Annotated in this window: 27 protein-coding genes; 9 read left to right on the plus strand and 18 right to left on the minus strand. The window is 46.1% G+C overall.

Features of this window, described 5'->3' with window-relative positions:
- Nucleotides 1-29: 29 nt before the first annotated feature.
- A complete protein-coding gene (locus N179_RS11335; protein ID WP_023469734.1) occupies nt 30-1,301 on the minus strand; it encodes a purine/pyrimidine permease in 1,272 nt (423 codons plus the stop codon).
- A 158-nt stretch (nt 1,302-1,459) separates the two neighbouring features.
- Between N179_RS11335 and N179_RS11340 the strand changes: the two genes are divergently transcribed.
- The gene (locus tag N179_RS11340) at nt 1,460-2,155 is read left to right on the plus strand and encodes an alpha/beta hydrolase (protein WP_023469733.1); all 696 of its coding nucleotides are present in this window, start codon (nt 1,460-1,462) and stop codon (nt 2,153-2,155) included.
- A 107-nt stretch (nt 2,156-2,262) separates the two neighbouring features.
- On the opposite strand, the gene N179_RS11345 is transcribed toward N179_RS11340, so the two are convergent.
- The 5 genes from N179_RS11345 to N179_RS11365 form a co-directional block, all read right to left on the minus strand.
- Nucleotides 2,263-3,198, minus strand: a complete 936-nt coding sequence (locus tag N179_RS11345) for a carbohydrate kinase family protein (RefSeq protein ID WP_035395581.1) — start codon at nt 3,196-3,198, stop codon at nt 2,263-2,265.
- Nucleotides 3,185-4,078, minus strand: coding sequence for a PRD domain-containing protein (locus N179_RS11350; protein ID WP_323679827.1), 894 nt, complete (start codon nt 4,076-4,078; stop codon nt 3,185-3,187). The genes N179_RS11345 and N179_RS11350 overlap by 14 nt, the downstream gene beginning before the upstream one ends.
- A 76-nt stretch (nt 4,079-4,154) precedes the next feature.
- On the minus strand, nt 4,155-5,567 hold the full coding sequence (locus N179_RS11355) for a sucrose-specific PTS transporter subunit IIBC (protein ID WP_023469730.1): 1,413 nt from the start codon (nt 5,565-5,567) through the stop codon (nt 4,155-4,157).
- Nucleotides 5,568-5,736: 169 nt separating this feature from the next.
- Nucleotides 5,737-6,540 carry an endonuclease/exonuclease/phosphatase family protein gene (locus tag N179_RS11360; RefSeq protein ID WP_035395584.1) on the minus strand — a complete coding sequence of 268 codons (804 nt, stop codon included), beginning with the start codon at nt 6,538-6,540 and terminating at the stop codon, nt 5,737-5,739.
- Between the two features lie 86 nt (nt 6,541-6,626).
- Nucleotides 6,627-8,237, minus strand: coding sequence for a PTS transporter subunit IIBC (locus N179_RS11365; RefSeq protein WP_244150235.1), 1,611 nt, complete (start codon nt 8,235-8,237; stop codon nt 6,627-6,629).
- Between the two features lie 314 nt (nt 8,238-8,551).
- On the opposite strand from N179_RS11365, the gene N179_RS11370 reads away from it, so the two are divergent.
- Nucleotides 8,552-8,833 carry a helix-turn-helix domain-containing protein gene (locus N179_RS11370; RefSeq protein WP_075642904.1) on the plus strand — a complete coding sequence of 94 codons (282 nt, stop codon included), beginning with the start codon at nt 8,552-8,554 and terminating at the stop codon, nt 8,831-8,833.
- Between the two features lie 434 nt (nt 8,834-9,267).
- On the opposite strand, the gene queF is transcribed toward N179_RS11370, so the two are convergent.
- The 9 genes from queF to N179_RS11415 form a co-directional block, all read right to left on the minus strand.
- Complete coding sequence (gene queF, locus N179_RS11375) at nt 9,268-9,756, minus strand: preQ(1) synthase (RefSeq protein ID WP_023469726.1); 489 nt, start codon at nt 9,754-9,756, stop codon at nt 9,268-9,270.
- A gap of 13 nt (nt 9,757-9,769) precedes the next feature.
- Nucleotides 9,770-10,486 (minus strand): 7-carboxy-7-deazaguanine synthase QueE, encoded by a 717-nt coding sequence (queE, locus tag N179_RS11380; protein ID WP_023469725.1) that lies wholly within the window; start codon nt 10,484-10,486, stop codon nt 9,770-9,772.
- A complete protein-coding gene (gene queD, locus N179_RS11385; protein WP_023469724.1) occupies nt 10,483-10,938 on the minus strand; it encodes a 6-carboxytetrahydropterin synthase QueD in 456 nt (151 codons plus the stop codon). Before queD ends, queE begins: the two co-directional genes overlap by 4 nt.
- Nucleotides 10,935-11,591: a 7-cyano-7-deazaguanine synthase QueC gene (gene queC / locus N179_RS11390; RefSeq protein WP_023469723.1), complete on the minus strand. Its 657-nt coding sequence runs from the start codon at nt 11,589-11,591 to the stop codon at nt 10,935-10,937. The genes queD and queC overlap by 4 nt, the downstream gene beginning before the upstream one ends.
- Before the next feature lie 171 nt (nt 11,592-11,762).
- Nucleotides 11,763-12,413 carry a bacillithiol biosynthesis deacetylase BshB2 gene (gene bshB2, locus N179_RS11395; protein WP_075642905.1) on the minus strand — a complete coding sequence of 217 codons (651 nt, stop codon included), beginning with the start codon at nt 12,411-12,413 and terminating at the stop codon, nt 11,763-11,765.
- Nucleotides 12,410-12,778, minus strand: a complete 369-nt coding sequence (locus N179_RS11400) for a YojF family protein (protein WP_023469721.1) — start codon at nt 12,776-12,778, stop codon at nt 12,410-12,412. Before N179_RS11400 ends, bshB2 begins: the two co-directional genes overlap by 4 nt.
- A gap of 61 nt (nt 12,779-12,839) precedes the next feature.
- On the minus strand, nt 12,840-13,655 hold the full coding sequence (pdxK, locus tag N179_RS11405) for a pyridoxine/pyridoxal/pyridoxamine kinase (protein WP_023469720.1): 816 nt from the start codon (nt 13,653-13,655) through the stop codon (nt 12,840-12,842).
- A gap of 131 nt (nt 13,656-13,786) precedes the next feature.
- Nucleotides 13,787-14,791 (minus strand): inorganic phosphate transporter, encoded by a 1,005-nt coding sequence (locus N179_RS11410; protein WP_023469719.1) that lies wholly within the window; start codon nt 14,789-14,791, stop codon nt 13,787-13,789.
- A gap of 16 nt (nt 14,792-14,807) precedes the next feature.
- Nucleotides 14,808-15,425 (minus strand): DUF47 domain-containing protein, encoded by a 618-nt coding sequence (locus N179_RS11415; protein ID WP_023469718.1) that lies wholly within the window; start codon nt 15,423-15,425, stop codon nt 14,808-14,810.
- 341 nt (nt 15,426-15,766) lie between these two features.
- Here N179_RS11415 and cbpA point away from each other — a divergent pair, with 341 nt between their 5' ends.
- From cbpA to N179_RS11440, 5 genes are all read left to right on the plus strand, one after another.
- Nucleotides 15,767-16,405 (plus strand): cyclic di-AMP binding protein CbpA, encoded by a 639-nt coding sequence (gene cbpA / locus N179_RS11420; RefSeq protein ID WP_023469717.1) that lies wholly within the window; start codon nt 15,767-15,769, stop codon nt 16,403-16,405.
- A gap of 60 nt (nt 16,406-16,465) precedes the next feature.
- Complete coding sequence (locus N179_RS11425) at nt 16,466-17,236, plus strand: pyrroline-5-carboxylate reductase family protein (RefSeq protein WP_023469716.1); 771 nt, start codon at nt 16,466-16,468, stop codon at nt 17,234-17,236.
- A 209-nt stretch (nt 17,237-17,445) separates the two neighbouring features.
- The gene (locus N179_RS11430; protein ID WP_075642906.1) at nt 17,446-18,003 is read left to right on the plus strand and encodes a TetR/AcrR family transcriptional regulator; all 558 of its coding nucleotides are present in this window, start codon (nt 17,446-17,448) and stop codon (nt 18,001-18,003) included.
- 14 nt (nt 18,004-18,017) lie between these two features.
- Nucleotides 18,018-21,260: an efflux RND transporter permease subunit gene (locus tag N179_RS11435; RefSeq protein ID WP_075642907.1), complete on the plus strand. Its 3,243-nt coding sequence runs from the start codon at nt 18,018-18,020 to the stop codon at nt 21,258-21,260.
- 219 nt (nt 21,261-21,479) lie between these two features.
- Nucleotides 21,480-22,133 carry a C40 family peptidase gene (locus tag N179_RS11440; RefSeq protein WP_050678422.1) on the plus strand — a complete coding sequence of 218 codons (654 nt, stop codon included), beginning with the start codon at nt 21,480-21,482 and terminating at the stop codon, nt 22,131-22,133.
- A gap of 54 nt (nt 22,134-22,187) precedes the next feature.
- On the opposite strand, the gene N179_RS11445 is transcribed toward N179_RS11440, so the two are convergent.
- Both N179_RS11445 and N179_RS11450 read right to left on the minus strand, forming a co-directional pair.
- Nucleotides 22,188-23,141: a LacI family DNA-binding transcriptional regulator gene (locus N179_RS11445; protein WP_075642908.1), complete on the minus strand. Its 954-nt coding sequence runs from the start codon at nt 23,139-23,141 to the stop codon at nt 22,188-22,190.
- A 17-nt stretch (nt 23,142-23,158) separates the two neighbouring features.
- On the minus strand, nt 23,159-23,419 hold the full coding sequence (locus N179_RS11450) for a hypothetical protein (RefSeq protein WP_023469711.1): 261 nt from the start codon (nt 23,417-23,419) through the stop codon (nt 23,159-23,161).
- 171 nt (nt 23,420-23,590) lie between these two features.
- Here N179_RS11450 and N179_RS11455 point away from each other — a divergent pair, with 171 nt between their 5' ends.
- Both N179_RS11455 and N179_RS11460 read left to right on the plus strand, forming a co-directional pair.
- Entirely contained in the window at nt 23,591-24,049 is a 459-nt protein-coding gene (locus tag N179_RS11455; protein WP_023469710.1) for a MarR family winged helix-turn-helix transcriptional regulator, read from the plus strand.
- A gap of 145 nt (nt 24,050-24,194) precedes the next feature.
- Nucleotides 24,195-24,827 carry an NAD(P)H-dependent oxidoreductase gene (locus tag N179_RS11460; RefSeq protein WP_023469709.1) on the plus strand — a complete coding sequence of 211 codons (633 nt, stop codon included), beginning with the start codon at nt 24,195-24,197 and terminating at the stop codon, nt 24,825-24,827.
- Between the two features lie 403 nt (nt 24,828-25,230).
- On the opposite strand, the gene N179_RS11465 is transcribed toward N179_RS11460, so the two are convergent.
- Nucleotides 25,231-25,956, minus strand: coding sequence for a WecB/TagA/CpsF family glycosyltransferase (locus tag N179_RS11465; protein WP_075642909.1), 726 nt, complete (start codon nt 25,954-25,956; stop codon nt 25,231-25,233).
- Nucleotides 25,957-26,011: the final 55 nt, after the last annotated feature.

A 26,011-nucleotide genomic window follows, 5' to 3' on the forward strand; every position in this document is an offset into this window, starting at 1 on the left:
GCTTTCTCAATCGAGAAAGCGTCTTTTTATTAATCGTTCGTCCGAATATGGCGTAACCCTTCTGCGAGCAAGGCGACCAATGTTCCGAGGACGAGACCGTTTGACATCAGGGTCGTCACGAGTGGCGGTAAATCGGCCGTTGCCCCTTTCGGTAGTAACAACGCACCGATGCCGACGAGGACCGGGAGACCGACCGTGATCATCGCCGTTTGACGATTCAAGTCGCGGGCTGCTTCCGTGACGCCGATGATTGCCATTCCGGCAACGATCGGTGCGACCATCGCATAACCGACGGCGACGGGGATTTTAGCAATCAACCCGACGAATGGTGTCACGATACTGAGGAAGAGGCACGTGATGTTCGCATAGACGAACGCTTTGCGGTCCGTGTTATCTGTTGAGGCAATGAACCCAGCCGTTCCGGAAATGGCGACAGGACCGACCGTACCGAACAGACCAGCGAAGAGTTGTCCGATACCAGCCGTGATACCAGCTGTTCCGACTTGTCCTTTGACGGTTTCACCACGCTTGGCACTGATGATCCGTTCGATGACTTTGATGTTTGCTAAGACGTTTGTCATTAACAACAACGAGATGATGAGAGCTGTCGGTAATAAGCTCCAGTCGACATGAATACCGCCGAACGGCAACAAGCTCGGTAAAGTGAACAGTGGACCGTCGAAGCTTGGCATCTCGGCACGACCAATCAATGCAAACATGCTCCAACCGACGAGTAACGTGATTAATAAAGCGTACTGGCGTAAGCGATCGCTTCGTTCTAAATAAAGTGAGATCAAGACCGTCAGAATCGAGATGACGGCAGGTAATACTTGAATTCGTCCATCCTCGATATTGAGTAATCCTTTCATGACGGATCCGGACAGCTGTGCCGACAGCAACAGCATGTAGACTCCGATGACTTGCGGTGTAAAAAGGGGGACTAAGCGCCGTAAGACACCCGTCATCGTCAAGACGATACAGATGATACCGCTGAGTAGGAGTAAGAATCCAAGCGACTGTAATGTGTTTGAATAACTGCCGTACAATGTGACACCAATCGACGAATAAAGAGCAAATACACCCCACCAAATTCCAGCAGGACCTTCCATGATCGGTAGACGGTGTCCGAGCAGGACTTGAAAGAGACTTAAGATGGCAAATACGAATAGACAACGAGATAAGAAGGAAAGCGTCTCGGCACCCGAGAGTTCAAACGATGCTGCGATGGCAAGGGGCGGGGCAATGTTAGTACAGATGATGAATAAAAACCATTGAATCGTAGACACAAGGGTACGCGGCAAAACGTGAATCTCCTTTCGAAAAAACAATATTGGTTTCATCTTAAACCAATTCATGAAAAAGCGATAGGGATGCTTACAATGACTGAAAATTCTAATATTTGTTTTCATATGTGATTTAACACATAATATGGGGTATAACGGTAACGGGAGGGAATGAAATGAAAAAATGGAGTATAAGAATCATTGGAACGATTGCTGCGCTGTTGGCACTGCTCGTATTTGCCTTCATGATCTGGGCGCAGTTCGATTATGATGCATCTCCCCAAGCGATATCTTACGTGGAGACAGCTACACCACGTGAAGTGACATTTGGAAAAAAGACGAGTGACGTTGGATTCATCTTTTATCAAGGGGCAAAAGTTGATGCAGCGGCCTACAGTTATTACGGCAAGCAACTAGCGAAAGACGGGCACTTCGTCGTCATCCCAAAGCTACCGTTTCGGATTGCGTTGCTTGACTCAAGCGAAGGACTCGATATCATCGAGGATTATCCCCAAGTCAAAAAATGGTATCTGATCGGGCATTCGCTCGGTGGAAGCGCAGCTTCGACGATCGTCGAACAACATCCGAAAATTAAGGGGATCGTTTTCCTCGCGTCCTATCCGATTGATTCGATTGATGTGCCCTCGTTGACGATTTATGGTGGACGAGATGGTGTCTTACCAGTCGCTGATATCGAAAAAAGTAAACAGGACGTTCGAAAAGATGCGGTATTCCATGAAATTAAGCAAGGGAACCATGCGAACTTTGGTATGTACGGTCGACAAAAAGGGGATAACAGCAGCCCATTAACGCCAAAAGAACAACAGGACGAGTCGTTAGATGAAATCAAACGATTTATCGATACACCTTAATCAATTCTCTTAGTGAATAAACGACTCATCAATCAAATGAAAAGGATGGAGAGATTCTGGCACTGGGTCCGGAATCTCTCCATCCTTATTTCTACTGAGTTATCGATTCAACTCAAGCGATGAGCGACTTCGTCGAGCGTTGGCAAAGCAGCCATCGCTCCTTTGACGGAAGCAGCAAGTCCGCCTGAAATCGCTGCGAATCGACCGATGTCGCGAAGTTCATCTTCAGACCAATCAAACGAAAAATCGCGTAACGCACACTGGTAGAGTAAACCGGACATGAAGGCATCTCCAGCTCCTGTCGTATCGATTGCGTCGACCGTAATCGCATCGATGACAGCCATCGCACGATCCGTATAGAGAATCGATCCTTCACTTCCTCGCGTGATGGCAAGAAGACGAATCGGATATTCAGCTAACAATTCAGCAGCCCCGTCATCAAGATTCGTTTGTCCAGTTAGAAACGTCAATTCTTCCTCAGCAAGTTTGACGATTTGTGCATCCGGTAGGACAGACCGGATCGTCGTCCGCGCTTCGTCAAGATTCGGCCATAACGACTCTCGTAAGTTCGGATCGTAAGAGACTGGTACTTGGTGCGCTTTTGCACGTGCGATGGCTTTTCGTGTCGCGTTGACGGATTCTCCAGTAATCAAAGAGATCGAACCGATGTGTAATAAATCGACGGACGTGAAATCCTCCGGTACATGTGTTTCGTGGAATTGCATATCAGCGCGCTCCGCATTGATGAACTCGAACGACCGCTCTCCATCCTGACCGTTTGTAACGAGCACAAGTCCTGTTTTTTGCGTCGAATCGTGGACGAGATGATCGGTACGAACACCATAATGATGTAACGTATCTTTCAAGAAGTGTCCCATCGAATCATCACCGACAGCTCCAAGAAAATAACTATCAGCGCCTAATCGAGCGAGTCCGACAGAGACATTGGCAGGAGCACCTCCAGGATTTTTTTGAAACGTCATGTTTTCAGCATCAAGAGGAATCAAATCAATCAATGCTTCCCCTAAACTAAAGATTTTCATACGTAGAACTCCTTTCAAGATCCGGACGAATCCGTTCGATGTGTAAAGCCATATAGCCGATTTCTGATTCAGGTACACGTGTATCGAGTTCGACAGTCAACCAATTGCCCATTTGACTCGCACAGGCATAAGCCTCAGCATAACGTGTTTTGACGGCAGATAAAATCACATCATCCATGTCGTGTAAGGTTTCTCCTTGTTCAATCCGGGCGAGGACCAATTTCATGTGCGTAAAGAAACGATAATACGTCATCGATGAGGTCTCGATCGTTTGTCCAAAAAAGACTTCGATCTGTTCACGTAGTTCATTGAGTAACGTAACCGTCTGCAACGCAGTGGCCATATTCGGATGCGTTTGGCGTGCATTGTATAAGTGAAGCGCGATGTTCGCAGCTTCTTCTTTCGGTAGCGTGACCTGTAAGGCACGCTCGATCTCAAGAACTGCCCATTCTCCAATCGCATACTCCGGTCCATACAAAAGGCGAATCTCTTCTGCCAATCGATTATGCACGACGAGTTGTTCACGTGCTAATCGTACGGCATGAGCAAGGTGGTCCGTCAGACTGACGTGAATATAGTCATGAAACGGCGTTTGGAGCTCACCTTCTGCATGTGAGATGATGCGTTCCGATAAATCAATGATCTCAAGTGGTGTCGTTGTCAGAATCTCTTTGAACTGTTCTGCATTTTCAAATGAAGGGATGAACATTTTTTCGATCTTCGTCGCTTGAATCGGATCTTTTTTCTTTTTTCCAAAAGCAATGCCTGGTCCCATGACGATGCGTTCCTGTCCATTTTCTTTGACGACAACAGCGTTGTTATTGAGGATCTTATGAATAATCAGCCTGACGTCCTCCTTTCCGATCTTTTCTTTTATTATAAAGCGAACTTCAGCGCTTTGCGAACCGACAAATGCGACCACCGAGCCCGAGGACTCGGTTTGGTCGCATGAAGGATTAAGCAGCAACGTCCGTTTCTTTTTGTTTCCGTGCATCGAGACGCATTAAGACGACAGTCGAGATGAAAGCAGTGACGACTGCAATGGCGAACCCGACGAGATAGTTGATCAAGTTTGACGCACCGAGTGGCGCGACGATCGCAATCATCGGAATTCCAGTTAATCCATAAGCGTTCGCAGCGACTTGTGTCAAGACGACATAACCGCCACCGATCGCACCACCAATGGCACCACCGATGAATGGTTTTCCAAGACGTAAGTTGACACCGTAGATGACGGGTTCTGTGATTCCGAGAAATGCTGAGAACGCAGACGGTAGGGCGAGTGCTTTGAGTTTAACGTTCTTCGTCAAGAAGTAAACGGCAAGTCCGGCACCACCTTGAGCGACATTCGCCATCGACCAAATCGGTAAGAGGAAGTTCTTTCCGATACTCTTATCTGCAAGTAATCCTGCTTCAATAGCATGGAAACTATGGTGCATCCCTGTGATGACGATTGTCGAATAAAGTCCACCGAAGAGAAGACCGGCGACGACTGAGAACTGTTCATAGAAGAAGACGAGTACGAATGAAATGCCTTTTCCGAGTAACGTTCCGATCGGACCAATGACGATCAATGCCAGGAATCCAGTGACGAGAACCGTAACGAACGGTGTCACGAGTAAGTCAAGCGTTTCGGGTGTCCGTTTCCGGACTTGTTGTTCAATCTTTGCCATGACCCAAACGGTTAAGAGAACCGGGAAGACCGTTCCTTGATAACCGATCAACTCGATGTTCATTCCGAGGAACTTCATGACTTCCGGATCGCTATTACCGAGCGTCCAAGGGTTTAAGAGGGACGGGTGTGTCATGATCCCCCCGATGACGGCACCGAGGTACGGGTTCGCACCGAATTCACGGGCTGCCGAGAAACCGATCAGGATCGGTAGGATGATGAAGGCAGAAGACGAGAACATATCCAGTAGTTGGACGATCGGTGAATCACCGTCAACCCAACCGAAGGCCTTGATCATACCGAGTAATCCCATCAAGAGACCGGCTGCGACGATTGCCGGAATGAGTGGAACGAAGACGTTCGAGAGCGAGCGGGCAAGACGGGCGAACGGATTTAATTTTTGCGATGCAGCCTTTTTAACGTCAAGTGGTTCTTCTCCATCGACCTTTACACCGGCAAGTGGTGCAAACGCAGCAAATACCTTGTTGACGGTACCGGTTCCAAAGATGATTTGGTATTGACCAGAACTTGAGAAGGCGCCGCTGACACCATCTAAGTCTTCAAGTGCTGCTTGATCGACCTTTGATTCATCATGCAAGACAAGACGTAAACGCGTCGCGCAATGAGCAGCAGTGATGATGTTCTCGCGTCCGCCGACGAGTTCAAGCACACGTTTAGCAGTTTGTTGATAATCCATCGGAAAAGTCCTCCTTTTTCATGAAACGTGCTGAATGAGACAAAAAAAGGCAAGACCGAACAACACCTCTCCTAAGGAGGTGTCATTTCGGTCTTGCCAGCCGTACTGTCACAATCCGCACTATTGATTTGATTTCATCTTAAAGGAGGAAAGAAAGCGTTGTCAATACTTAATGTTCATTTTTTTGAATCTGAATATCGACCTCAACACCGTAGTGGTCTGAAACGACGGGACCGTGAATCCCATCAAACACGACACCGACGCGTTCAACGTCAATTTTCCGATTCGATAAGACGAGATCGATCCGCAATCCTTGTTGATTGTCTTCCCATCCATCGATGTTGCCATTGATCGTCTCAATTCCGACCGTTTCCTTAGCTAGCAGGAAGACGTCGTGTAATCCCCGTTGCATCATATAGTCATAACCTGTATTTCGTTCTAAGGCATCGTTGTTGAAATCACCGAGGAAGAATGTCCATTCGAGTGGATCCATCCGAGCCATCAAATGATTGAATTGTTCCTGGAACGGTTCGACTTCATCTGCCCACCAGCCAAGATGGCATGTATTGAACGTAATCGGTGTACCGTCGACTTGGATTGTCGCACGGACGATTTTTCGCGATTTCCAATCGAATGTATCTTGACTGCGGCTGACATAATAACTGTCCGATTTTAAGATTGGATGTTTCGTCAAAAGAGCGAGTCCTTCTTCATACTTATCATAGCCGATATGAGCAAAATCCCAGACGAGGGAGTAGGTTTGACCTTGTTCTTTTAACGCTTGCTGGATCAAATAGGCAAAGTTATCGTTGCGCACATCGTCATAGACGATCGGTGTGTCCATCAATTGACTCACTTCCTGCAACGCAATGACATCATAATCTTGAGCAAGAATTTGTTGAACGATCTGGTTTAATTTTTCGAGTGGCTGTTCTTCCTGCCATGAATGACAGTTTAGTGTGAGTAGACGCATGAGTGGTCCTCCTGATTTTTCAAATAAGAAAGGTGAAACTCTTATAAAAGAGCTTCACCTTTAGGTAGTTCCCTAATCTCGCAGGTTTATGCGCCGATCCGGTCTTGGATATCTGATTTTAAGATATCGGCTTTTGGACCGTAGATGGCTTGCACGCCATTGTTCTTAAGGATCAGACCAAGTGCACCGTTTGCTTTCCAGTCTGCTTCTTTTGCAACAAGCGCTGGATCTTTGACAGTGACACGAAGACGCGTCATGCAGGCATCGACGTCCTCGATGTTTTGCTGTCCACCAAGCAAATCGATGATTTGTGAAGCTTGCGAACCGTCGGCAGGAGCTGATGTCGCAGCAGCCTCACCTGAAGCTTCAGTTGTAGATACGTTGATATCGTCCAGATAGTTCCCGTTACGACCTGGTGTCGCATAGTTGAACTTCTTGATGACGAAACGGAACGTGAAGAAGTTCAAGAAGAAGAAGAACACACAGACACCGATGAAACGAATTAAATCACCAATTAATCCAGCTTTTGCAATCAATGGAATCCGCGTCAAGAGTTCGATCGCACCGAATGCGTGAATCCGAAGATGCATGACATCTGCTAGTGCGAAAGCAACACCCGTGAGCACAGCATAGATGACGTAAAGAACAGGAGCGATGAACATGAACATGAATTCGATTGGCTCCGTGACACCTGTCAAGAAAACTGCAAGTCCAGCAGATAAGAAGACAGGTTTGTATGCTTTCTTCTTATCTTCATCAACTGACATGTACATTGCGACAGCGATACCGATCAATGAAGCAAGTGATGTGACGACTTGTCCTTCTTTAAAACGAGCAGGAACGACACTGTTGATTAAGTCATTGTATCCTTGTGTGTTACCGGCTTGTTTTAAATTAACGAGGTCAGTGATCCAAGCTAACCAAAGCGGATCTTGACCAGCAACCGTCGATCCTTGAGCAGCACCTGTCAGGATTTTGTACGTTCCACCGAGTTCCGTGTAGTTCATCGGGACAGTCAACATGTGATGAAGACCGAACGGAAGTAATAGACGCTCGAGTGTACCGTATACGAACGGTGCAATGATCGGTGCAGAATCACGTGAAGAGGCAATCCAGCGACCGAAGTCATTCAATAAGCCTTGAACGAACGGCCAAACGAGTGATAAGGCGAATGCTGCAACGACTGATCCACCAATGACGACGAATGGTACAAAACGTTTTCCGTTGAAGAATGCAAGCGCATCTGGCAATTTACTGAAGTTATAAAATTTATTAAAGAGAACGGCACCAAGGAAACCAGAGATGATTCCGACGAATACTCCCATGTTGAGAGCAGGTGCCCCTAAAACTGAAGTGAAATAATCTTTTACGATGAGCTCAGAACCAAGCAATGAATCGACCGTTGCTTTTGGGTCCGCGATCATGTCAGCGTTGACACCGAAGATAGCTCCTGTGACACGGTTGATCAAAATGAAGGCGAGTAACGCTGCGAACGCACCACCAGCACGTTCTTTTGCCCATGACCCACCAATCGCGACGGCGAATAAGACATGAAGGTTCGTAATGATGGCCCAACCTAAATCTTCAACGATTCGAGCAATCGTTTGCATTAACGCGATATCGCCTCCATACATGCCGATCAGTTTCCCGACCGAAATCATGATTCCTGCAGCAGGCATAACCGCGATGACGACCATCAAGGCTTTACCGAGTTTTTGCCAAAAATCGAACGAAATAGCATTTTTCAAGATCATTCACTCCTTTTGTATCTCTTTTTCTCTAATATGTGTGTAAGAACAGTGCAATAATGTAAGCGATTAATGCAACCGTTTGCATATAGAATTGTAAGCGATAACTTTTTAAAAAGCTAGTGTTTTATAAGAAAAATATTTGAAATTTTATTTTGATTAAAAATTGATAGTTCGGAAAGGTATTCAGATTTAAAAAAAGTGGGAATAAGACTACAGTGAACGTTGTCTAGTTTTAAAAGAAGAAAGGATGTTTGAAGCGGATGAAAGAAGGGATTCAACCGATCGGACAGTACGGACAGCGGATTCGTACGTTACGAGAACGTCATCAGTTAGATCAAAATACATTAGCAGAGTTAACTGAGACGACACCTGAGATGATCCAGCGTATAGAAAGTAGCATTGCCCATCCCTCATTTTCAATGATTGAGCGACTGGCCCGTGTCTTACATGTCCCTTCGGATCACTTAATTCGGCATATCTGGCCACCTGAGGTCATCCGTCAGCAGGATAGCACGTCCTTGATCGACCTTCCATCTAGTTGATGGGCATCAAAAAGGAGGAACAAAGGGATTTCTTCTTGTAGATTGTAAACAAATGGGCTGACTCAAAAAATGACGCGTCTTTTCACGCCCTTTCCTCAGGCGAGACACAAGCCAGTTTTCCCACTCTATTCGAGCAGAAAAACGGGTCTTGTTTGTCTCTGACAGCGCAAAATCGCGCTTTTCCTGTAGGAGTGGCGTGTAACGCGTCATTTTTTTATATCGAAAGAACAATCAGAGTAGCGCTTTGTTCACTCGGCATCGATTCCTTGGGAAAAACAAGCAAGAGCGACCCTGCAGCGAATTGAAGCGGCGCGATGCTTGTCCCAGGAAAACGATTCGAGACGAACAAAAAAGCGCAATCCTTCTCGTTAGAGAAAAATTGCACTTTGTCTTCAGTCTCAAAGGGATTTCCCCTTGTTCCTCTTTTAGTCGTCTTAACGATTATCGATCGTTTCAGGATAGAGATCGTGATTGAATAGACGGTGCTCTGCCATTTGTTCGTATTTTGTACCAGGCTTGCCGTAATTGTAGTATGGATCAATCGAGATTCCACCGCGTGGCGTGAATTTCCCCCATACTTCAAGGTAGCGAGGTTCCATCAATTTCACGAGATCTTTTCCGATGACGTTGATGCAGTTCTCATGAAAATCACCATGGTTACGGAAGCTGAATAAGTACAACTTCAGTGATTTTGATTCGACGAGTTTTTCGTCTGGGATGTACGAGATGTAAATCGTCGCGAAGTCCGGTTGATTCGTGATCGGACAAAGACTCGTGAACTCTGGTGCATTAAATTTCACGAAGTAATCATTTTCCGGGTGACGGTTCGGGAATGCTTCGAGTACTTCGGGTTGGTATTCAAAAATGTATGGAACGGCTTTTTGGCCGAGTAACGATAAGTCGTTTAAATCTTCAGGGCGCATAAATCATTTCTCCTTAGACGCCACGATCGTTCGCGAAAACGAGGGCGTGTAGTTGTGGTAGGACGCGCGCATGATTGAAGCGTTCATCACGGGCGACGCGTTCCCAAAGTGTTTTTAAATCGTGTAGCATGCGTGGAGCGATCGTTCCTTCTTCGTGCGGATCAGGATTACCGAGCGATAGATAAAGCGTCTTTAGCGCATATCGTTCTGAAATCATCGCCGCGAAGTCGAGGTCTTCCTCATTAAAGATGACGATTTTAACGGCACGCTGTTGTTCCGGTAAACGTTTAAAAAAGACATCCAAGCGATCGAAATCAATCTTCATCCCACTTGAAGGTGGTTTAGGGCTAAGTGTGACGTCATCGATATCAAGCAACCAATTTTGCCAGTAGGAGCCTTGTGTCTCGACGGACATCGTGATGTTTCGTTCTTTTAGTGCCGCAACCAGTGTGCCGATTGAAGCATGAAGTAACGGGTTCCCACCAGAAATCGTGACATGTCCGTAAGAGCCGAGTGCATCAAGACGTTCTATGATCGTCTCTGCCGTCAAGAGTTCAGGTTTTTCAGAACCATCCCATGTGAAGGCGGAGTCACACCACGAACAGGAGTAGTCGCAACCGCCGGTCCGGACAAACATCGTCTTTTGACCAATCGATCGTCCTTCTCCTTGAAATGTTGGTCCGAAAATCTCGAGAACCGGAATTTTTGGTGTTTTCGTTAAAGCACTCATGCTTCGTTCATCCACTCACGACGGACTTCAGCAAAAGCAGTCGGTGTCTCATAGAGCTTGACGAATTCGACACGAAGTCCACGCTCATCCGGAAGGTGTTGTCCGAGCGTCTCGAAAATCCAAGCCGCCATGTTTTCAGCTGTCGTATTCATGTATGGTAACGATTCATTCAGGTAGCGGTGATCCAATAGTGGTTCGAGATGTGTTTTGAAGATTTTTTTGAGATCACCAAAATCGAGTGTCATACCGCGGTGATCCAGAAAACCACTGATCCCCATATCGACATGGTACGTATGACCGTGAAGGGCACGGCATTTTCCATCATAATCATATAGGTGGTGTGCTGCGTCGAACGTTAATTTTTTTACGATCATAACGCGGGATTTCGTATAGATAAGCGAGTCGCCAGTCGGGCGCTCGACCGTTTCAGGTGCTTCGTAATTGAATGTCATGTGTGTTGAACCTCCTTGATGTATGCATCTAAGCCATTTTTCCGTAATTCACAGGCCGGGCATTCGCCACAACCATCTCCAATGACGCCGTTGTAACACGTCAACGTGCGATTTCGAACGAAATCAAACGCACCGAGCGAATCGGCAAGCGCCCACGTCTCTTTTTTGTCGAGCCACATGAGTGGCGTGTGAAGTACGAATGGATAGTCCATCGCAAGGTTCAATGTCACGTTGAGTGACTTGATGAAGGCATCACGGCAGTCAGGGTAACCGGAAAAGTCCGTTTCACATACGCCAGTGACGATATGACGGATTCCGCGTCCTTTCGCAAGGACGGCTGCGAACGAAAGAAACAGGTGATTTCGTCCATCTACGAAAGTAGAAGGAAGACCATCTTCATTCGTCGTGATGGTTTGGCTGTGGTCAGTCAAGGCGTTACTCGTCAGTTGACTGAGAAGAGAGAGATCAAGCTCATGGTGTTTGACACCAAGCTCAGAGGCGATGTCGCGTGCGACTTCGAGTTCTTGTGCATGACGTTGTCCGTAATTAAACGTCACGACTTCGACTTCTTCGTATTGTTTCAATGCCTGAAACAAACAAGTCGTTGAGTCTTGGCCGCCACTAAAGACGACAAGAGCACGTTCGTTTTTCATAATGTACACTTCCATTCCTAGTTTTTGTAACGGAGGAGGTTACGAACTCCGGAGACATAGTCTCAACTATTCACACTAGCAGAAGCCATTGAAAAAGTCGACGTTTTCTGATGAAGACAAAAAAAGAGATGCGTATCGTCGATCGGACGGTACGCATCTCGTGTAAGAAGATTAAAGTGGATAGTGATAGTAGCGTTCTTTGACGAGTAGATCTCGAATGTTCGAATCTTCCGAGATGACTTTCATCAGACCACCTGTTTGTGAAGCGTGCGCTTCGAGTGCCTTGATCTTTTGATCCGTATAGGCACTGACATCATGAATGAACGTTCCTTCCCCGAGCTCTTCTTTCGTATTGTTCGCAAAAGCGACCGCAAGGAACTCTGGACGATCAGCAGGATCCATCATCCGAAGGGCACGAACGACGGCACGAGCTGTCGCTTCATGATCGGGATGGACCGCGTAACCCGGATAGAACGAAATCAAACGAGTTGGTCGTGTCTGTTGAATCAAGGTAAGAATACGGTCGGCAAGTGCCGCTTCATCCTCAAATTCAACAGTCTTATCACGAAGTCCCCACATTTGGAGATCCGAAATCTTCATTTTTGCAGCAGCATCAATCAACTCGCGTTTACGAATCGTTGCGAGCTGTTCCCGGTTCGTAAAGACAGGACGTCCCATGTTACGTCCCATCTCACCAAGTGTCAGACAAGCGTACGTGACAGGACCACGGTTTTCAGCGTGTTCGATGATCGTACCGGCAGAACTGAAAGCTTCGTCATCCGGGTGAGGGAAGACGACGAGTAAATGATCTTCGTGTGTCATGCGTCTACCTCCTCTGCACCTTGAGCGAATGGTGTCGGGCTAAGTTCAAAAGCAATTGCAAGACGTCCTTCGATATCGTGACCGGCAATCAACAATTGTTCCCCAGCAAATTCGAAGTCAGTCAATCCTTCACCGTATAACCAGCCGTGAGCAAGTTTCAAACCGATCCGGTAAGGTCCGTTTCCTGTGATCAGACCACGTTCGTAAGTGATTTCCGCATTACGGAAAAACATCCCTGCGCTATGGAAAGTTGGATCTTGGTGCGTCGCGTAAGCACCGTTCGTCGTCTCGACGTGTACATATAACGGTGTATTCGCATGTTCGTCGATATAACGCTGTATTTCTTGTACATCAATGGCTTGCATAAACTTTTCTCCTCTCCTATACAGAAAGAAGTCCGCGGATATCGCGGACTTCTTAAGCGGATCAAGACTGGACTGTACGATGTGCAGCGTGATCAGTTGGTCCGACGTATTCATTCAAACGGAATGAATGACGAATCGCGGAAGTGATGAAAGATTTTGCTGTACGGACAGCAGCTTCTACTGATGCACCTTTTGCGAGTTCGGCCGTGATTGCTGCAGAGTACGTGCAGCCAGCACCGTGCGTGTACGGTGTCTCGATTCGTTCGTCCTCAATCAGGATAAACTCTTTTCCGTCATAAAGCACGTCAACTGCTTGTGGATGGTCAATCTTGCTGCCACCTTTGACAAGAACGTATTGCGCACCTTTTTCATGAATCCGCGCTGCTGCAAGTTTCATCTCGTCGATCGTTGCTGGTGTTTTACCAAGACCCGACAGTTGTCCGGCTTCGAAGACGTTCGGTGTGACGACCGTCGCAAGTGGTGTCAAGACATCACGAAGTGCGTTTGCTGTATCAGGGTTCAGCACTTCGTCTTCGCCTTTACAGACCATGACAGGATCGATCACGACGTTTTGAACGCCGGATGATTTGATTTTCTCAGCAACGGCTTCAATGATTTCGACAGTCGGGAGCATACCCGTCTTCATCGCATCAACACCAATACCTCCAAGGACCGTGTGGATTTGTGTCCGGACGAGTTCTGTGTCGATTGGGTAAACCGCATGGTGCCAAGAGTGATCAGGGTCTTGGGCGACGATGACCGTCAAAGCATTCATTCCATAGACACCAAGTTCTTGGAATGTTTTCAAATCAGCTTGAATACCAGCTCCACCGCTCGTGTCGGAACCAGCAATCGTTAAGGCTTTACGTTTTGTCATGGGGCATTCCTCCTAAAGAAATAGACAATCCTTCTTGTTCTTCATCATAGCGAATTATGGGAAAAACAACAACTATCGACGCTTCTGACGTACACAAAACCCCACCTGTTTTGAGTAGGCGGGGCAAGTACTTATTTAATGAATAAGAAGTCGAGAATATAGTAGATCAAGGCAGCGAAAGCCATCGAAATTGGCAATGTGATGACCCATGTAATGAGCATGCGCTGTGCTGTTCCCCACTTTACACCTTTCTTACGGTGTGATGTACCTACACCCAAGATGGCAGAAGAGATGACGTGTGTCGTCGAAACCGGAAGATGAATCGCTGTCGCTCCAAAGATGATCGCTGCTGATGTTAAGTCAGCTGCAACCCCGTTGACCGGACGGATTTTCATGATTTGACCACCGACGGTCTTGATGATCCGCCATCCACCTACAGATGTTCCGAGACCCATTGCGATCGCACATGAGAGTTTAACCCAAGTCGCAACTTCGTGATCTGTTTGATAACCAGATGAGATCAAAGCAAGCGTGATGATCCCCATCGCTTTTTGTGCGTCGTTCGTACCGTGTGTATACGACTGCAAAGCAGCGGTTGCAATTTGAACATGACGGAAGCGACGATTCGTCTTCGCCAAGTTTCCTTTTTTGAAGATGACTTTAAAGATTGCATAAACGATGAAACCGAGTGTGAATGCGAGCACTGGTGAAATGAGCAAGGCTTGAACGATTTTCAAGAAGCCTTTTGCTTCGATTCCTCCGAATCCGACAGAGGCAACAGCAGCACCAGCAATCGAACCGATCAGTGTATGCGAAGAACTTGACGGAATACCGAAGTACCAAGTCAAAAGGTTCCAGGCAATGGCTGAAATCAAGGCAGCGATAACGACGTAGCTACCATGTTCAAGTGTTGACGGGTCAACGATGTCACCAGAGATCGTTTTTGCGACTCCAGTGAACGTGATTGCACCTAGGAAGTTCATCGATGCAGCCAAGATGATGGCATGACGTGGTTTCAACGCACGAGTCGACACCGAAGTCGCGATCGAGTTCGCTGTATCGTGGAAACCGTTGATGAAGTCGAAGCTAAGTGCGAGAATCACGATTATGGCGGTGATGATAAACAGGCTATCCATCTCGTTAGCTCCTCACTTAAGCGTTTTTCATGATGATCGTTTCAATGACGTTAGCTGCATCTTGGCAGTAGTCCGCGATTGATTCGAGCGATTCATAGATTTCTTTATATTGGATGATTTTAATTGGATCTGTTTCTGTTGCGAACAATGCTTTGATCGATTTACGGCGTAGGTTATCACAAATCGTCTCTTGTTCTTTGATTTTGATGACGTGTTCACGCATCGGTTGCAATTTACGTGCAACAAGAAGATCCATTGACATCGCGAGTTCTGTGACAGCGATGTTGATTTCATCGACGAACTTGATCATGTGCTCGTCTGCTTGAACGATATTGTAGATTTCGAAGATCGCTGAACATTCTTCAAAACCGTCTAAGACGTCATCAAGTGCGTTAGCAAGTGCGAGTAAGTCTTCACGGTCGATCGGCGTGATGAACGCATTGTTCAAGTCGATGATCAACTGGTGCATCAAATCGTCCCCAGCTGTTTCGAAGTCTTTTACTTTATGTGCAAATTCTTTTACATCCGCGATGCCGTTGATTTTAAAGTCAACGAAGAATTGCGAAGTCGTTTTTAAGTGTCCTGCGATTTCGGATAATTTCACTGCGAATGGATCTTGTTTTTTACTAAACATTTCTTCTGCCTCCATATTAAGAACAAGAATAGAATAGTGAAGTAACTTCACGAGTTCGATTGTAGCAGACGGTATTGTAAAAGAATACATTTATGAAGCGTCTTTACGAAATCTTAATAAATCTTAATACGTAAGTGATTGTAGATTTAATAAATTGTCTGACAATGGTAAAAGTGAAGTGTACTTGATTGAAATGAGTTGGATTACGTTGTGATTGCAAGAGGTTGTCTTGTGATTGTAAGAATAAAAGCGCATCAGAAGTGGGAAAAGAGGATATGGCGCATGAAAATCGAATGATATGATTAAGTCTGCGTAATTAGGTAAAAGAGGAGGATTTTATTATGCTCGTACAAAGTTTATGTATTCCGAAGCATCAATGTGTCACGATTTCCGAGACAGCGACGATTCGTGAAGCACTCGACACACTTGAAAAAACCGGATACCGCTGTGTCCCGGTCCTTGACCAATCAGGACAGGACTTTAAAGGGAACATCTATAAGATGCACATCTATCGGCATGGGATGAATGGTGGCAGCTTAGACGACAACGTCATGTCGCTGATTAAGAATACATCCAAATACATCTATACAGGAAGTAATTTCTTTGAAGTCTTCTTCTCAATCAAGGAATTACCGTATATCGCGGTCTTAAATGATGACGGTCATTTCTTCGGTATCCTGCCACACGGAAAAATGCTTGGAATGCTTGAAGAAGCATGGAACCGTGATTCTGGAAGTTACGTCCTGACAGTAGCCCTAAGTGAACAAAAAGGGGCACTTGAGAAGATCTCGAAGATCGTCAACAAATATTCAACGGTCGCGAGTCTGATGACACTCGATGCGAAGAGTAGCGTCATGCGTCGTGTATTGATTACATTACCGACGGATTGTGACGAGAAGACAAAGAAAAAAATCGTTAAGAAACTTGACGATAAGGGACTTCGAGTCGTTGCTGTCGAAGATTTAGCCGTTCGTGTATAATGGACCCGCACAAGACCAGTTCATGACTGGTCTTTTTTTGAGGGAAAGGAAGGATAGATGATGAAACTATTAATAGTAGGAGCCGGTGCGATGAGTGAGGCACTCGTTCAAGGATGGGTCGCTTCTGGATTTGCACGAGAAGATATCACGATGACGAATCGGAGTGGCGGGATACGCTTGACAGAAGTCGCAGCGCGACACGGCGTTCAAACGGTCGAGCAGGAGGACGTCTCCTTATACGATCTCGTCATGCTGGGCATGCAACCCGATGGTGTACTCGACTATGTAGCGAATCAACAATGGACGAATCAGACGATCGTTTCGATTGCTGCACATATTACACCATATGAAATCGAACAGTTGGCAAAACGTCCGACAGTTGCTGCCATGCCAAATACCCCAGTCGCACACCGTTTAGGAATGACTGGACTATGGTTCGGCTCACGCGTGAATGAAGAGATCCGAAGTGTAGTCGAGGCATTATTTGGACGTGTCGGAGAAATTGCGGAAGCAAATGAATCGACGATGCCTGCATTCATGGCGGCAGCTGGATGTAGTCCTGCTTTCTTCTATGAAGTCGTAGCTGGTATGGTGCCGGTTTTGACGGATGCTGGTTTTGAAGAAGGAAATGCACGTCGAATCGTTGCTCAAGCGATGAAAGGTTCAGCTGAAATTCTCATGCGCTCCGACGCAAGTACGGATCGTCTGATTGCCGATGTTGCGGCACCTGGTGGACCGACGGATCGTGGCGTCCAAGTGCTACGAGAGCGTCACTTATTCGATACGATGCAAGCGGCACTACGAGAGAGTTCACGCGAAGCAGACGAATAATGGATTCAAAAGAGGCTGACTCAAAAAGAATGACGCGTCTTTTCACGTCCTTATCTTTGTAGAGACTGACATTTGAGTCAGTCTTTTTTCGTTCACGAAAGTTTCACGTGAAACATAAACAAAGCGATTGCATCTTCAAATAAGAATTCGTACACTGTAAAAAGAAACCGTCCAGACGGTACAGTAAATATGAGGGAAGGGGGAGACTATTGGCCAGTGCAAAAGCGCAAGAGACTCGTCGTCGGATTCTTGAAGCCACGACGACGATCATTTTGCAACAAGGATTCACCCAATTGACGCTTGAAGAAGTAGCGAAACAAGCAAATGTCTCAAAAGGTGGACTATTGTATCATTTCGCTTCGAAGGAAGCTTTATTAATGGGGGTCATCGAGGCGCAAGAAGCACGACAATTTAAACTATATGAACAGCATCAGTTGACGATGGGACCGATGGAAGCGTTCGTGACGTTGCAAATCCAGCAACAAGAGGAGTTCCATCTCGACATGGATGCGCTTCTTTACTTGTTGTCCTTATTAAAGGATCATGCGACGTTCGTCGAGGAACGAAAGCGACAAGCGGAGCAGTTCTTTCGCCAACTGACAGAACAGATGGATCCGGTTGAAGTATTGTCGATTCGCTTTACATTAGACGGTTTGAAATTGTCGGAGCATTTTCAGTTCGGTGCACCGTCTCCAAATGTGCGACAAAGATTAATTCTGCAATTAATAGAACGTGCACGACGACTAGATAAACAAATTGAAGAGTGAGGGAGAACCATACGATGAAAAAGATCATCCAATTTTCGGTGAACAATAAGTTTGCCCTCTGGCTCATGACGATCATCATCACGGTTGCTGGTATTTATGCGGGAACATCGATGAAGCTCGAGACATTGCCAGACATCACGACACCGACCGTGTCGGTGACGACGATTTATCCAGGTGCTACACCAGAACAAGTTCTAGATGAAGTCAGTCGAGAACTTGAAAGTAAGGTCGAAAATTTATCAGGAGTCGATACTGTACGCTCGACGTCCTTCCAAAATGCATCGAACCTACAAATCGACTATAACTTCAGTACGGATATGGAAGAAGCCGAGCAAAAAGTAAAAGAAGCTCTTTCAAACGTCGAATTACCGGAAGGTGTTCAGGAACCACAAGTATCACGGATTTCCTTTGATGCATTCCCGGTCATCGGTTTTGCCGTTTCGGATAAGGAGCGTTCCCTGTCTGAGTTGACGAAACTCGTTGAAAACGAACTTCAACCGAAGCTTGAAGGAATCGAAGGGGCGCAGACGGTTCAAGTCGCGGGTCAAGAGATTCGCCGGATCGAAATTCGCTTCGATGAGAAAAAACTCGAACGTTACGGTTTAACCGAAGAGAATGCGAAACAATTGATTCAAGCTAATGATTCCCGTTTAGCGCTTGGCTTATACGAGTTGGGGGATAAGGAACAAGCAGTCGTATTAGATGGGAAAGCAACGACGGTCAAGGAATTAAAAGATCTTCGTCTTCCCTATACGCCACCAGCATCGAATACTCCTGAAGCAGGACAAGCAGGACAAGCAGGACAAGCAGGACAAGCAGGACAAGCAGGACAAGCAGGACAAGCAGGACAAGCAGGACAAGCAGGACAAGCAGGACAAGCTCCATCGTCAGCCCCTGCAGCATCCCAAACGACACCATCGACAAGTGCGGCGTCAGATCAGGCAACACAGACGGCACCAACGCAAGTACCAACTGTCACGTTGTCACAAGTCGCGACGATTGAAGATAAAGGGATCGAGGAATCGATCTCGCGTTCGAATGGTGAACGATCGATTGGGGTTCAAGTAACGAAGTCGCAAGATGCGAATACAGTCGATGTCGTCAATGCAGTCAAGCAGACAATCAAAGACTTTGAAAAAGAAAACGGTTCGGTCAATGCATCTGTGACACTTGATCAAGGAAAACCAATTGAGGAATCTGTTTCGACGATGATCAGTAAAGCATTGATTGGTGCGTTATTTGCGATCGTCATCATCTTGCTGTTCTTACGAAACATTAAATCAACGATCATCGCTGTTATTTCGATTCCATTATCGCTTCTGATGGCCATTCTTGTGTTGAAGCAGATGGATATTTCCTTAAACATCATGACACTCGGAGCGATGACGGTCGCGATTGGTCGAGTCGTTGATGATTCCATCGTCGTCATCGAAAATATTTATCGCCGTTTGACGGATCCGACGGAAAAGTTAAAAGGAAAAGAACTGATCATCAGTGCAACACGAGAGGTATTCATTCCCATCGCTTCGTCGACAGTCGTTACGATCGCGGTCTTCTTACCACTCGGGTTCGTTACGGGATTCGTTGGTGAGCTCTTCTTACCATTCGCTTTGACAGTCGTCTTTGCACTGTTCGCGTCCTTGATCGTTGCGGTTACGGTCGTTCCGATGTTCGCTGATTCGCTCTTTAAGCGTGGTAAAGCACCAAAACCGGAAAAAGAAGAGGGCGGAAAGTTGGCGAATGGATATCGTCGTATGCTGAATTGGTCTCTCAACCATAAACTCATCGTCTTTGGTCTTTCAGTCTTGCTTTTAATCGGTAGTTTTGCTCTCGTACCAACGATTGGTGTCAACTTCTTGAATCAAGAAGGAGAAAAGACACTCTACGTCACGTACAATCCAAAACCAGGTCAAACGTTGGATGATTCGTTAAAAGCAGCTGATCAAGCAGAAGATTATTTCAACAAACAAAAAAATATCGATAATCTTCAGTTTACCGTCGGTGGAGAAAATCCATTGAATCCAGGGAATACGAAACAAGGGGTCTTCATCGTCCAATACGATCCAGACACGGAAGATTTTGCAGATGTTAAACAGACAGCCATCAAACAGCTGAATGCTGACATTCCGACAGGAGAATGGAAAGAGCAAGATTTTAGTGGTGGCGCAGCTTCGTCAGGTGTCTCGTATTCAATCTTTGCGAATAATATTGAAGATTTAGAAGCAGTAACACCGAAATTCGTCGATGCGATCGAAGGTGAATCGAAGTATGTTCGAAAAGTAACGACAGATTTAAAAGAAGCGTATACGCAATATACGTTCGAAGTCGATCAGCAAAAAGCGGCTGAATTCGGCGTTTCAACAGCACAACTTGCGCAGGGCATTGCTAATGTCCAAGGAGAAGAAAAACCACTTTCTACTATTAAGGTAGATGGGAAGGAACTCGATGTCATCGTTCCAAACGAACAAACGACATACGATTCCGTTCAAGATTTGGAAGAGACAGATGTCGTGACACCGCTTGGAGTGCGCAAACTGTCCGATTTCGTTGAAGTGAAGAAAGGAACGACTCCTGATTCGCTCAACGAACGTGATGGAAAACTCGTCGCTACCGTTACAGCAGAACTAAAAACGGATAAAGCAACCGAGGCTTCTCAAGCGATTGAAAAGTCCGTCAAAAACATTGATCGTCCGACAGGCGTCTCTTATGAGCAAGGCGGAGTCACAGAGCAGATCCAAGAGTCGTTCACACAACTTGGTCTAGCAATGGCAGCAGCTGTAGCGATCGTCTATCTTGTCCTCGTCATTACGTTTGGAGGAGCATTGACACCACTCGTCATCTTGTTCTCACTTCCATTCGCCATCATCGGTGGACTGGTTGCCCTGTTGATTACAGGAGAGACGATTTCTGTGTCATCCTTGATTGGTGCGTTGATGTTGATCGGAATCGTCGTGACGAATGCGATCGTCTTGATCGACCGTGTCATTCATAAAGAAGCGGAAGGTTTATCGACGCGTGAAGCACTACTCGATGCAGCAGGTACACGTTTACGTCCGATCTTGATGACGGCACTTGCGACGATTGGTGCACTTGCACCACTTGCGCTTGGACTCGAAGGTGGCGCATTGATTTCAAAAGGGTTAGGTGTGACGGTCATCGGTGGACTGACGAGTTCGACGTTGTTGACACTCCTCATCGTGCCAATCGTCTATGAATTCTTAGCACGTTTCCGTAAAAAGAAGTCAATTGATTCTTGAAAAAACGATTAAATGACTCAAACTGACAGGTATGTAGAAATGGCTATCCTAAGCCGTTCTACAGCCTGTTTTTTTATTTTGTTACAAAAGTATTACGAAAAAGAATTAGCGTTAAAGAACTGTAACATGATGAAAATCTGGAACATGATAGGATAAATACAGAAATTATCTGACAATTCAGACGTAAAAAACATTCATACATAAGAGGAGAATGAATCGATGAAAGCTGTCACTCGTGTTTTGTTAACCTTAACGTTACTCATCAGTAGTTGGACACTCGTCCCAGCATCAACGCAAGCTGCAACAAGTAAAAAAGTAGTGGTGTCAGTGGATGTGCTAAATATTCGTGCAAAAGCTGCTGTATCGAGTAAACGAGTCGGGCAATTGAAACTTGGACAAGCTGTAACCGTCGTAGGTCAGGTCAAAGAATGGTATCAAATCCGTCATCAAGGAAAATCAGCATATATCGCTTCTACATACACGAAAGCATATAACGCTAAAGCGACGAAAGGTCTTAGTAAAACAGGATCAACGATCGTTTCGGTAGCAGAAGGTCTCAAAGGACGTCCTTATGTTTTTGGTGCGACAGGTCCTGTTAGCTTTGATTGCTCTGGATTTACACGCTACGTTTATCAAGCACTAGGAAAATCACTCCCACGTACGGCAGCGGCTCAATACTCAGCAACAAAACGTACGGCACCAGGCGCTGGTGATCTCGTCTTCTTTACACATGGAAGTGGGATTCAACACGTTGGAATCGCTGTCGATGGTGGTACGATGATCAATGCGAACTCGTATTATGGAAGAGTCGTCAAAGAATCGTTCCGTGGTGGCTACTGGGGATCACGGTATGTAGCGGCAGGAACTCTTTAAACAAAACGAAGCGACGAATTCAAATCGATGAACTCGTCGCTTTTTTATATGGATTCAAGTGTGAGGAAGAACAGTCGTTCCAGCAATGAATGTCGAGGGTACTTCGATTTGTGGACGAGCAACGAGATCTTCGCGGACGGTTAATTGAAAAGCATGTCGCCCGATCGTGGCATAAGGGATCGCGATCGTCGTCATCGCTAAGACTTCAGCGAGTTCACTTCCATCAAAACCAATGACAGACAGGTCTCCAGGAACCTGATAGCCTTGTTTTCGGAGTTCTAAGATGAGACCAGCTGCCACGTGATCACTTGCGGTCAAGATAGCGGTCGGTCGTTGTTTTTGTTGCATCCAGCGTCTTGCGACGGTCGCACCGTCTTCAATCGTCAAGGTCTGTTCATAGACGAATTCGTCACGTACGACCTCTTGATACGCATGTTTACGCGCCAAGCTATTCGTACTGTCCGGTCGTCCGAGACAGATGCCGATGCTCGTATGTCCCTGTTGTCGTAGATGTGCAAGTCCTTGTTGAAAGGCCGTATAGTGATCGATATAGACGGCAGCGACATCTTCATGATGTTCACAAAAGACGATCGGACCATATTGTTCATACGATAAAATCGCTGATAAGGGAAGACTGTGCGACACGACGATGAGTGCGTCGATTTCCTGTTGCGCCAGCGCATCCAGTGCCAGTTGCTCATGCGTTTCCACATAATTCGTTTGCCACGTCAAGAACCGATAGCTCGCGTCAAAGGCGGCTTGCGCGATGCCTTGAAGAATGGCAGCGTGATATGGATGATCAACGAACGGAAGCATGACTCCGACCGTTTTTGTCATACCCGTCGATAGATGGACAGCTGTCTGATTACGGATATATCCGAGTTTTTCGATAGCTTCTCGAACAGTTTGTCGCTTCTCGTTCGCAACGTAAGGATGATCATTTAGTACACGTGAGACTGTCGTAACGGACACGTTGGCTTCACGTGCCAAGTCTCGGATGTTCGTCATCGCGCATCCCTCCTGGATTACATCTTACGAGATAATCGTCGTTCAAGTCGGCGCCAATCCTGTCGAGAGACGGGAGCCGAGAATGGAGCTGTCTGCTCAGCCAATTCATTGATTTTTGAGAGCAGTCTTATTTTTTCTTGAGGAGACAAATCAGGGTATTGATCGACCAACGTGTGCTGACACAAATAATAGCCTGCTGGTGTATGCAATTGTTCGATGGCCCACTCAAAAGCAACATTTCGTTTAAACAGTTGTGTTAACCGTGTATGAATCGACATGATGATTACCTCCTTTTTAGTGTATATCAAGACGATAGGCTATGAAACGCGTTTCACGGCAAGAACTATTTTTGAGCAGTGGATCGATTGGAAAAATTCAGCAAGAATTGACCAGTTAGACAAAGAAGTCTATGATTGTGACGATACAACACAAAGAGGGGCGAACGTAAAATGGAATCGACAGACTCGAAGCTGGCATTAAAAATGCTCGTTGTTCTATCTCGGACGATGCATGCGGTGACGGAGCAAGTGAAGGCAGACATCAAAACACATCAGTTGAATTTATCAGAATTCGGAGTTCTTGAATTGCTGTACCACAAAGGGGACACGCCTCTACAACAAATTGGCGATAAGATTCTATTAACGAGCGGAAGTGTGACGTATGTCGTGGATAAACTTGAAAAGCGTGGGTTGATTGCGCGAAAATCATGTGCGACGGATCGTCGTGTCACGTTTGGGACATTAACGGAAGCTGGACGCGAACTAATGGAAGAGACATTCCCGAAACATGAAGCCTTTTTAGCAGACTTATTTAACGATTTGTCGGTTTCTGAAAAGGAACAGTTGATTGATCAGTTGAAACGAATCGGTTTACGAGCCGAACATTATACGCCGCTCGAAAATGTGTAAGAATTAGCACTCATAAGATCAAGAAAGCTCAGGTCACGGACTTGAGCTTTTTTTATTCGTTTGGAAGTCAAACTAATTGACAAACGAAAAGGTGGTTGGTATGTTTAGTTACAGAATTTACTTTAAATAAAAGGGAGAAATAATAATGACTAAATTACTTTATGTAACTGTTAACCCGAAAGCTACAGAACACTCTTTCAGCCTTCAAGTCGGTGAAGCATTCCTCGAAAGCTACAAAGCAGCGAATCCTTCAGCTGAAGTAGAAGTTCTTGATCTATATAACGAAACAGTCCAAGAAATCGATACAGATGTTCTAAGCGCATGGGGCAAATTCGCAACAGGCGAAGAGTTAACAGAAGTGGAGATCGCAAAAGTCGGTACGATGACAAAACATCTCGAGCAATACATGGAAGCAGATGAGTATGTCTTCGTCACACCAATGTGGAACTTCTCTTTCCCAGCGCGTCTCAAAATGTACATCGACAGCGTTCTTCTTGCAGGTAAAACATTCGCTTATACTGCAGAAGGTCCAAAAGGCTTGATGGAAGGCAAAAAAGCACTCCACATCCAAGCAACAGGTGGCGTCTACACAGGATCTGGTCTCAACTTCGGTGATGACTACCTCCGTCAAGCGCTTGCTTTCACTGGTGTAACAGACTACGATGCACTCTTCATCGAAGGTATGGCAATGAACCCAGAAAAAGCAGAAGAAATCAAAGAAGCAGCAATCGCTAAAGCGAAAGAACTCGGTCGTTCATTCTCGACTGTCAACGCATAAGATAAGCGTCAAAAAGGCTCCCGCCGTGTCGGGAGCCTTGAGACTGAAGACAAAGCGTAATTTTTCTCTTAACGAGAAAGATTGCGCTTTTTTGTTCATCTCGCATCGTTTTCCTGGAACAAGCATCGCGCCGCTTCACTTCGTTGCAGGGTCGCTCTTGCTTGTTTTCCCTAGGAAGCGATGTCGAGTGAACAAAACGATTCTCTGATTATCCTTTTTCCAGAGATAAAAAGAATGACACGTCATACGCCACTCCTACAGGAAAAGCGCGATTTTGCGCTGTCAGAGACAAACAAGACCCGTTTTTCTGCTTGAATGAAGCGGAAAAACTGGCTTGTGTCTCGCCTGAGGAAAGGGCGTGAAAGGACGCGTCATTTTTTAAGTCAGCCCTTTTTGTGTGCACTCAAGAGAGCGTTGATTTTTTGCGAAGTACAAGCGTTACGAAGAACAACAAGTCTTTAAGTTTCTCAAAACCACGAGGATGCGTCGAGATGCGATACAGCCACTCTAGCTTCAGTCGACGAAATAATTTAGGCGCACGTTTACTGTGTCCTGACCAAACGTCGAACGCACCACCGACACCGATGAAGATGCCATGATCGACGTGATCATAGACGGAAGCGATCCATTCTTCTTGTTTCGGTGCACCGAGTGCGACGAGAACAAGATCAGCGTCTGCTTCTGTAATGGCTTGCGTTGCTTCTTCTGTCTTTCCAAAACCATGAAACGTTCCTACGAAGTGGATATTCGGAAACCGAATCGATAACTGACGAATCAACGATTTCATGACTTCCGGACGTCCACCGAGTAAAAAGACACGCTTCTCGAGTGCGTCTGCCGTCCGCAATAGTTCACGTGCGGTCTCGATTCCTGGCAATGTCGCAGTGAGCGGTGCGCCCATCCGTTTACTGGCAGCCGTCACACCGATTCCGTCTGGTGTAATGAACGTCGCCCGTCGTAAGATGGCATCGTAAGAAGGTTCGCGCAATGCACGCAACACGAGCTCTGGGTTCGCCGTGACAAGAAAGGCTTTTCCACGTTCGTGTAAGATTGTTTTAATATGGCTATACCATTGCGAAGGTGTCGCATCGACGAATGGTAGTCCGAATACTTGTTTTGTCTGAATCATAGTTTTCCACCTCATCATCCATCATAGCAGAATCAAGACGGACGAACAGCGACTT

Source organism: Exiguobacterium indicum HHS 31 (assembly GCF_001939065.1).
GTDB classification, from domain to species: Bacteria; Bacillota; Bacilli; order Exiguobacteriales; family Exiguobacteriaceae; genus Exiguobacterium_A; species Exiguobacterium_A indicum.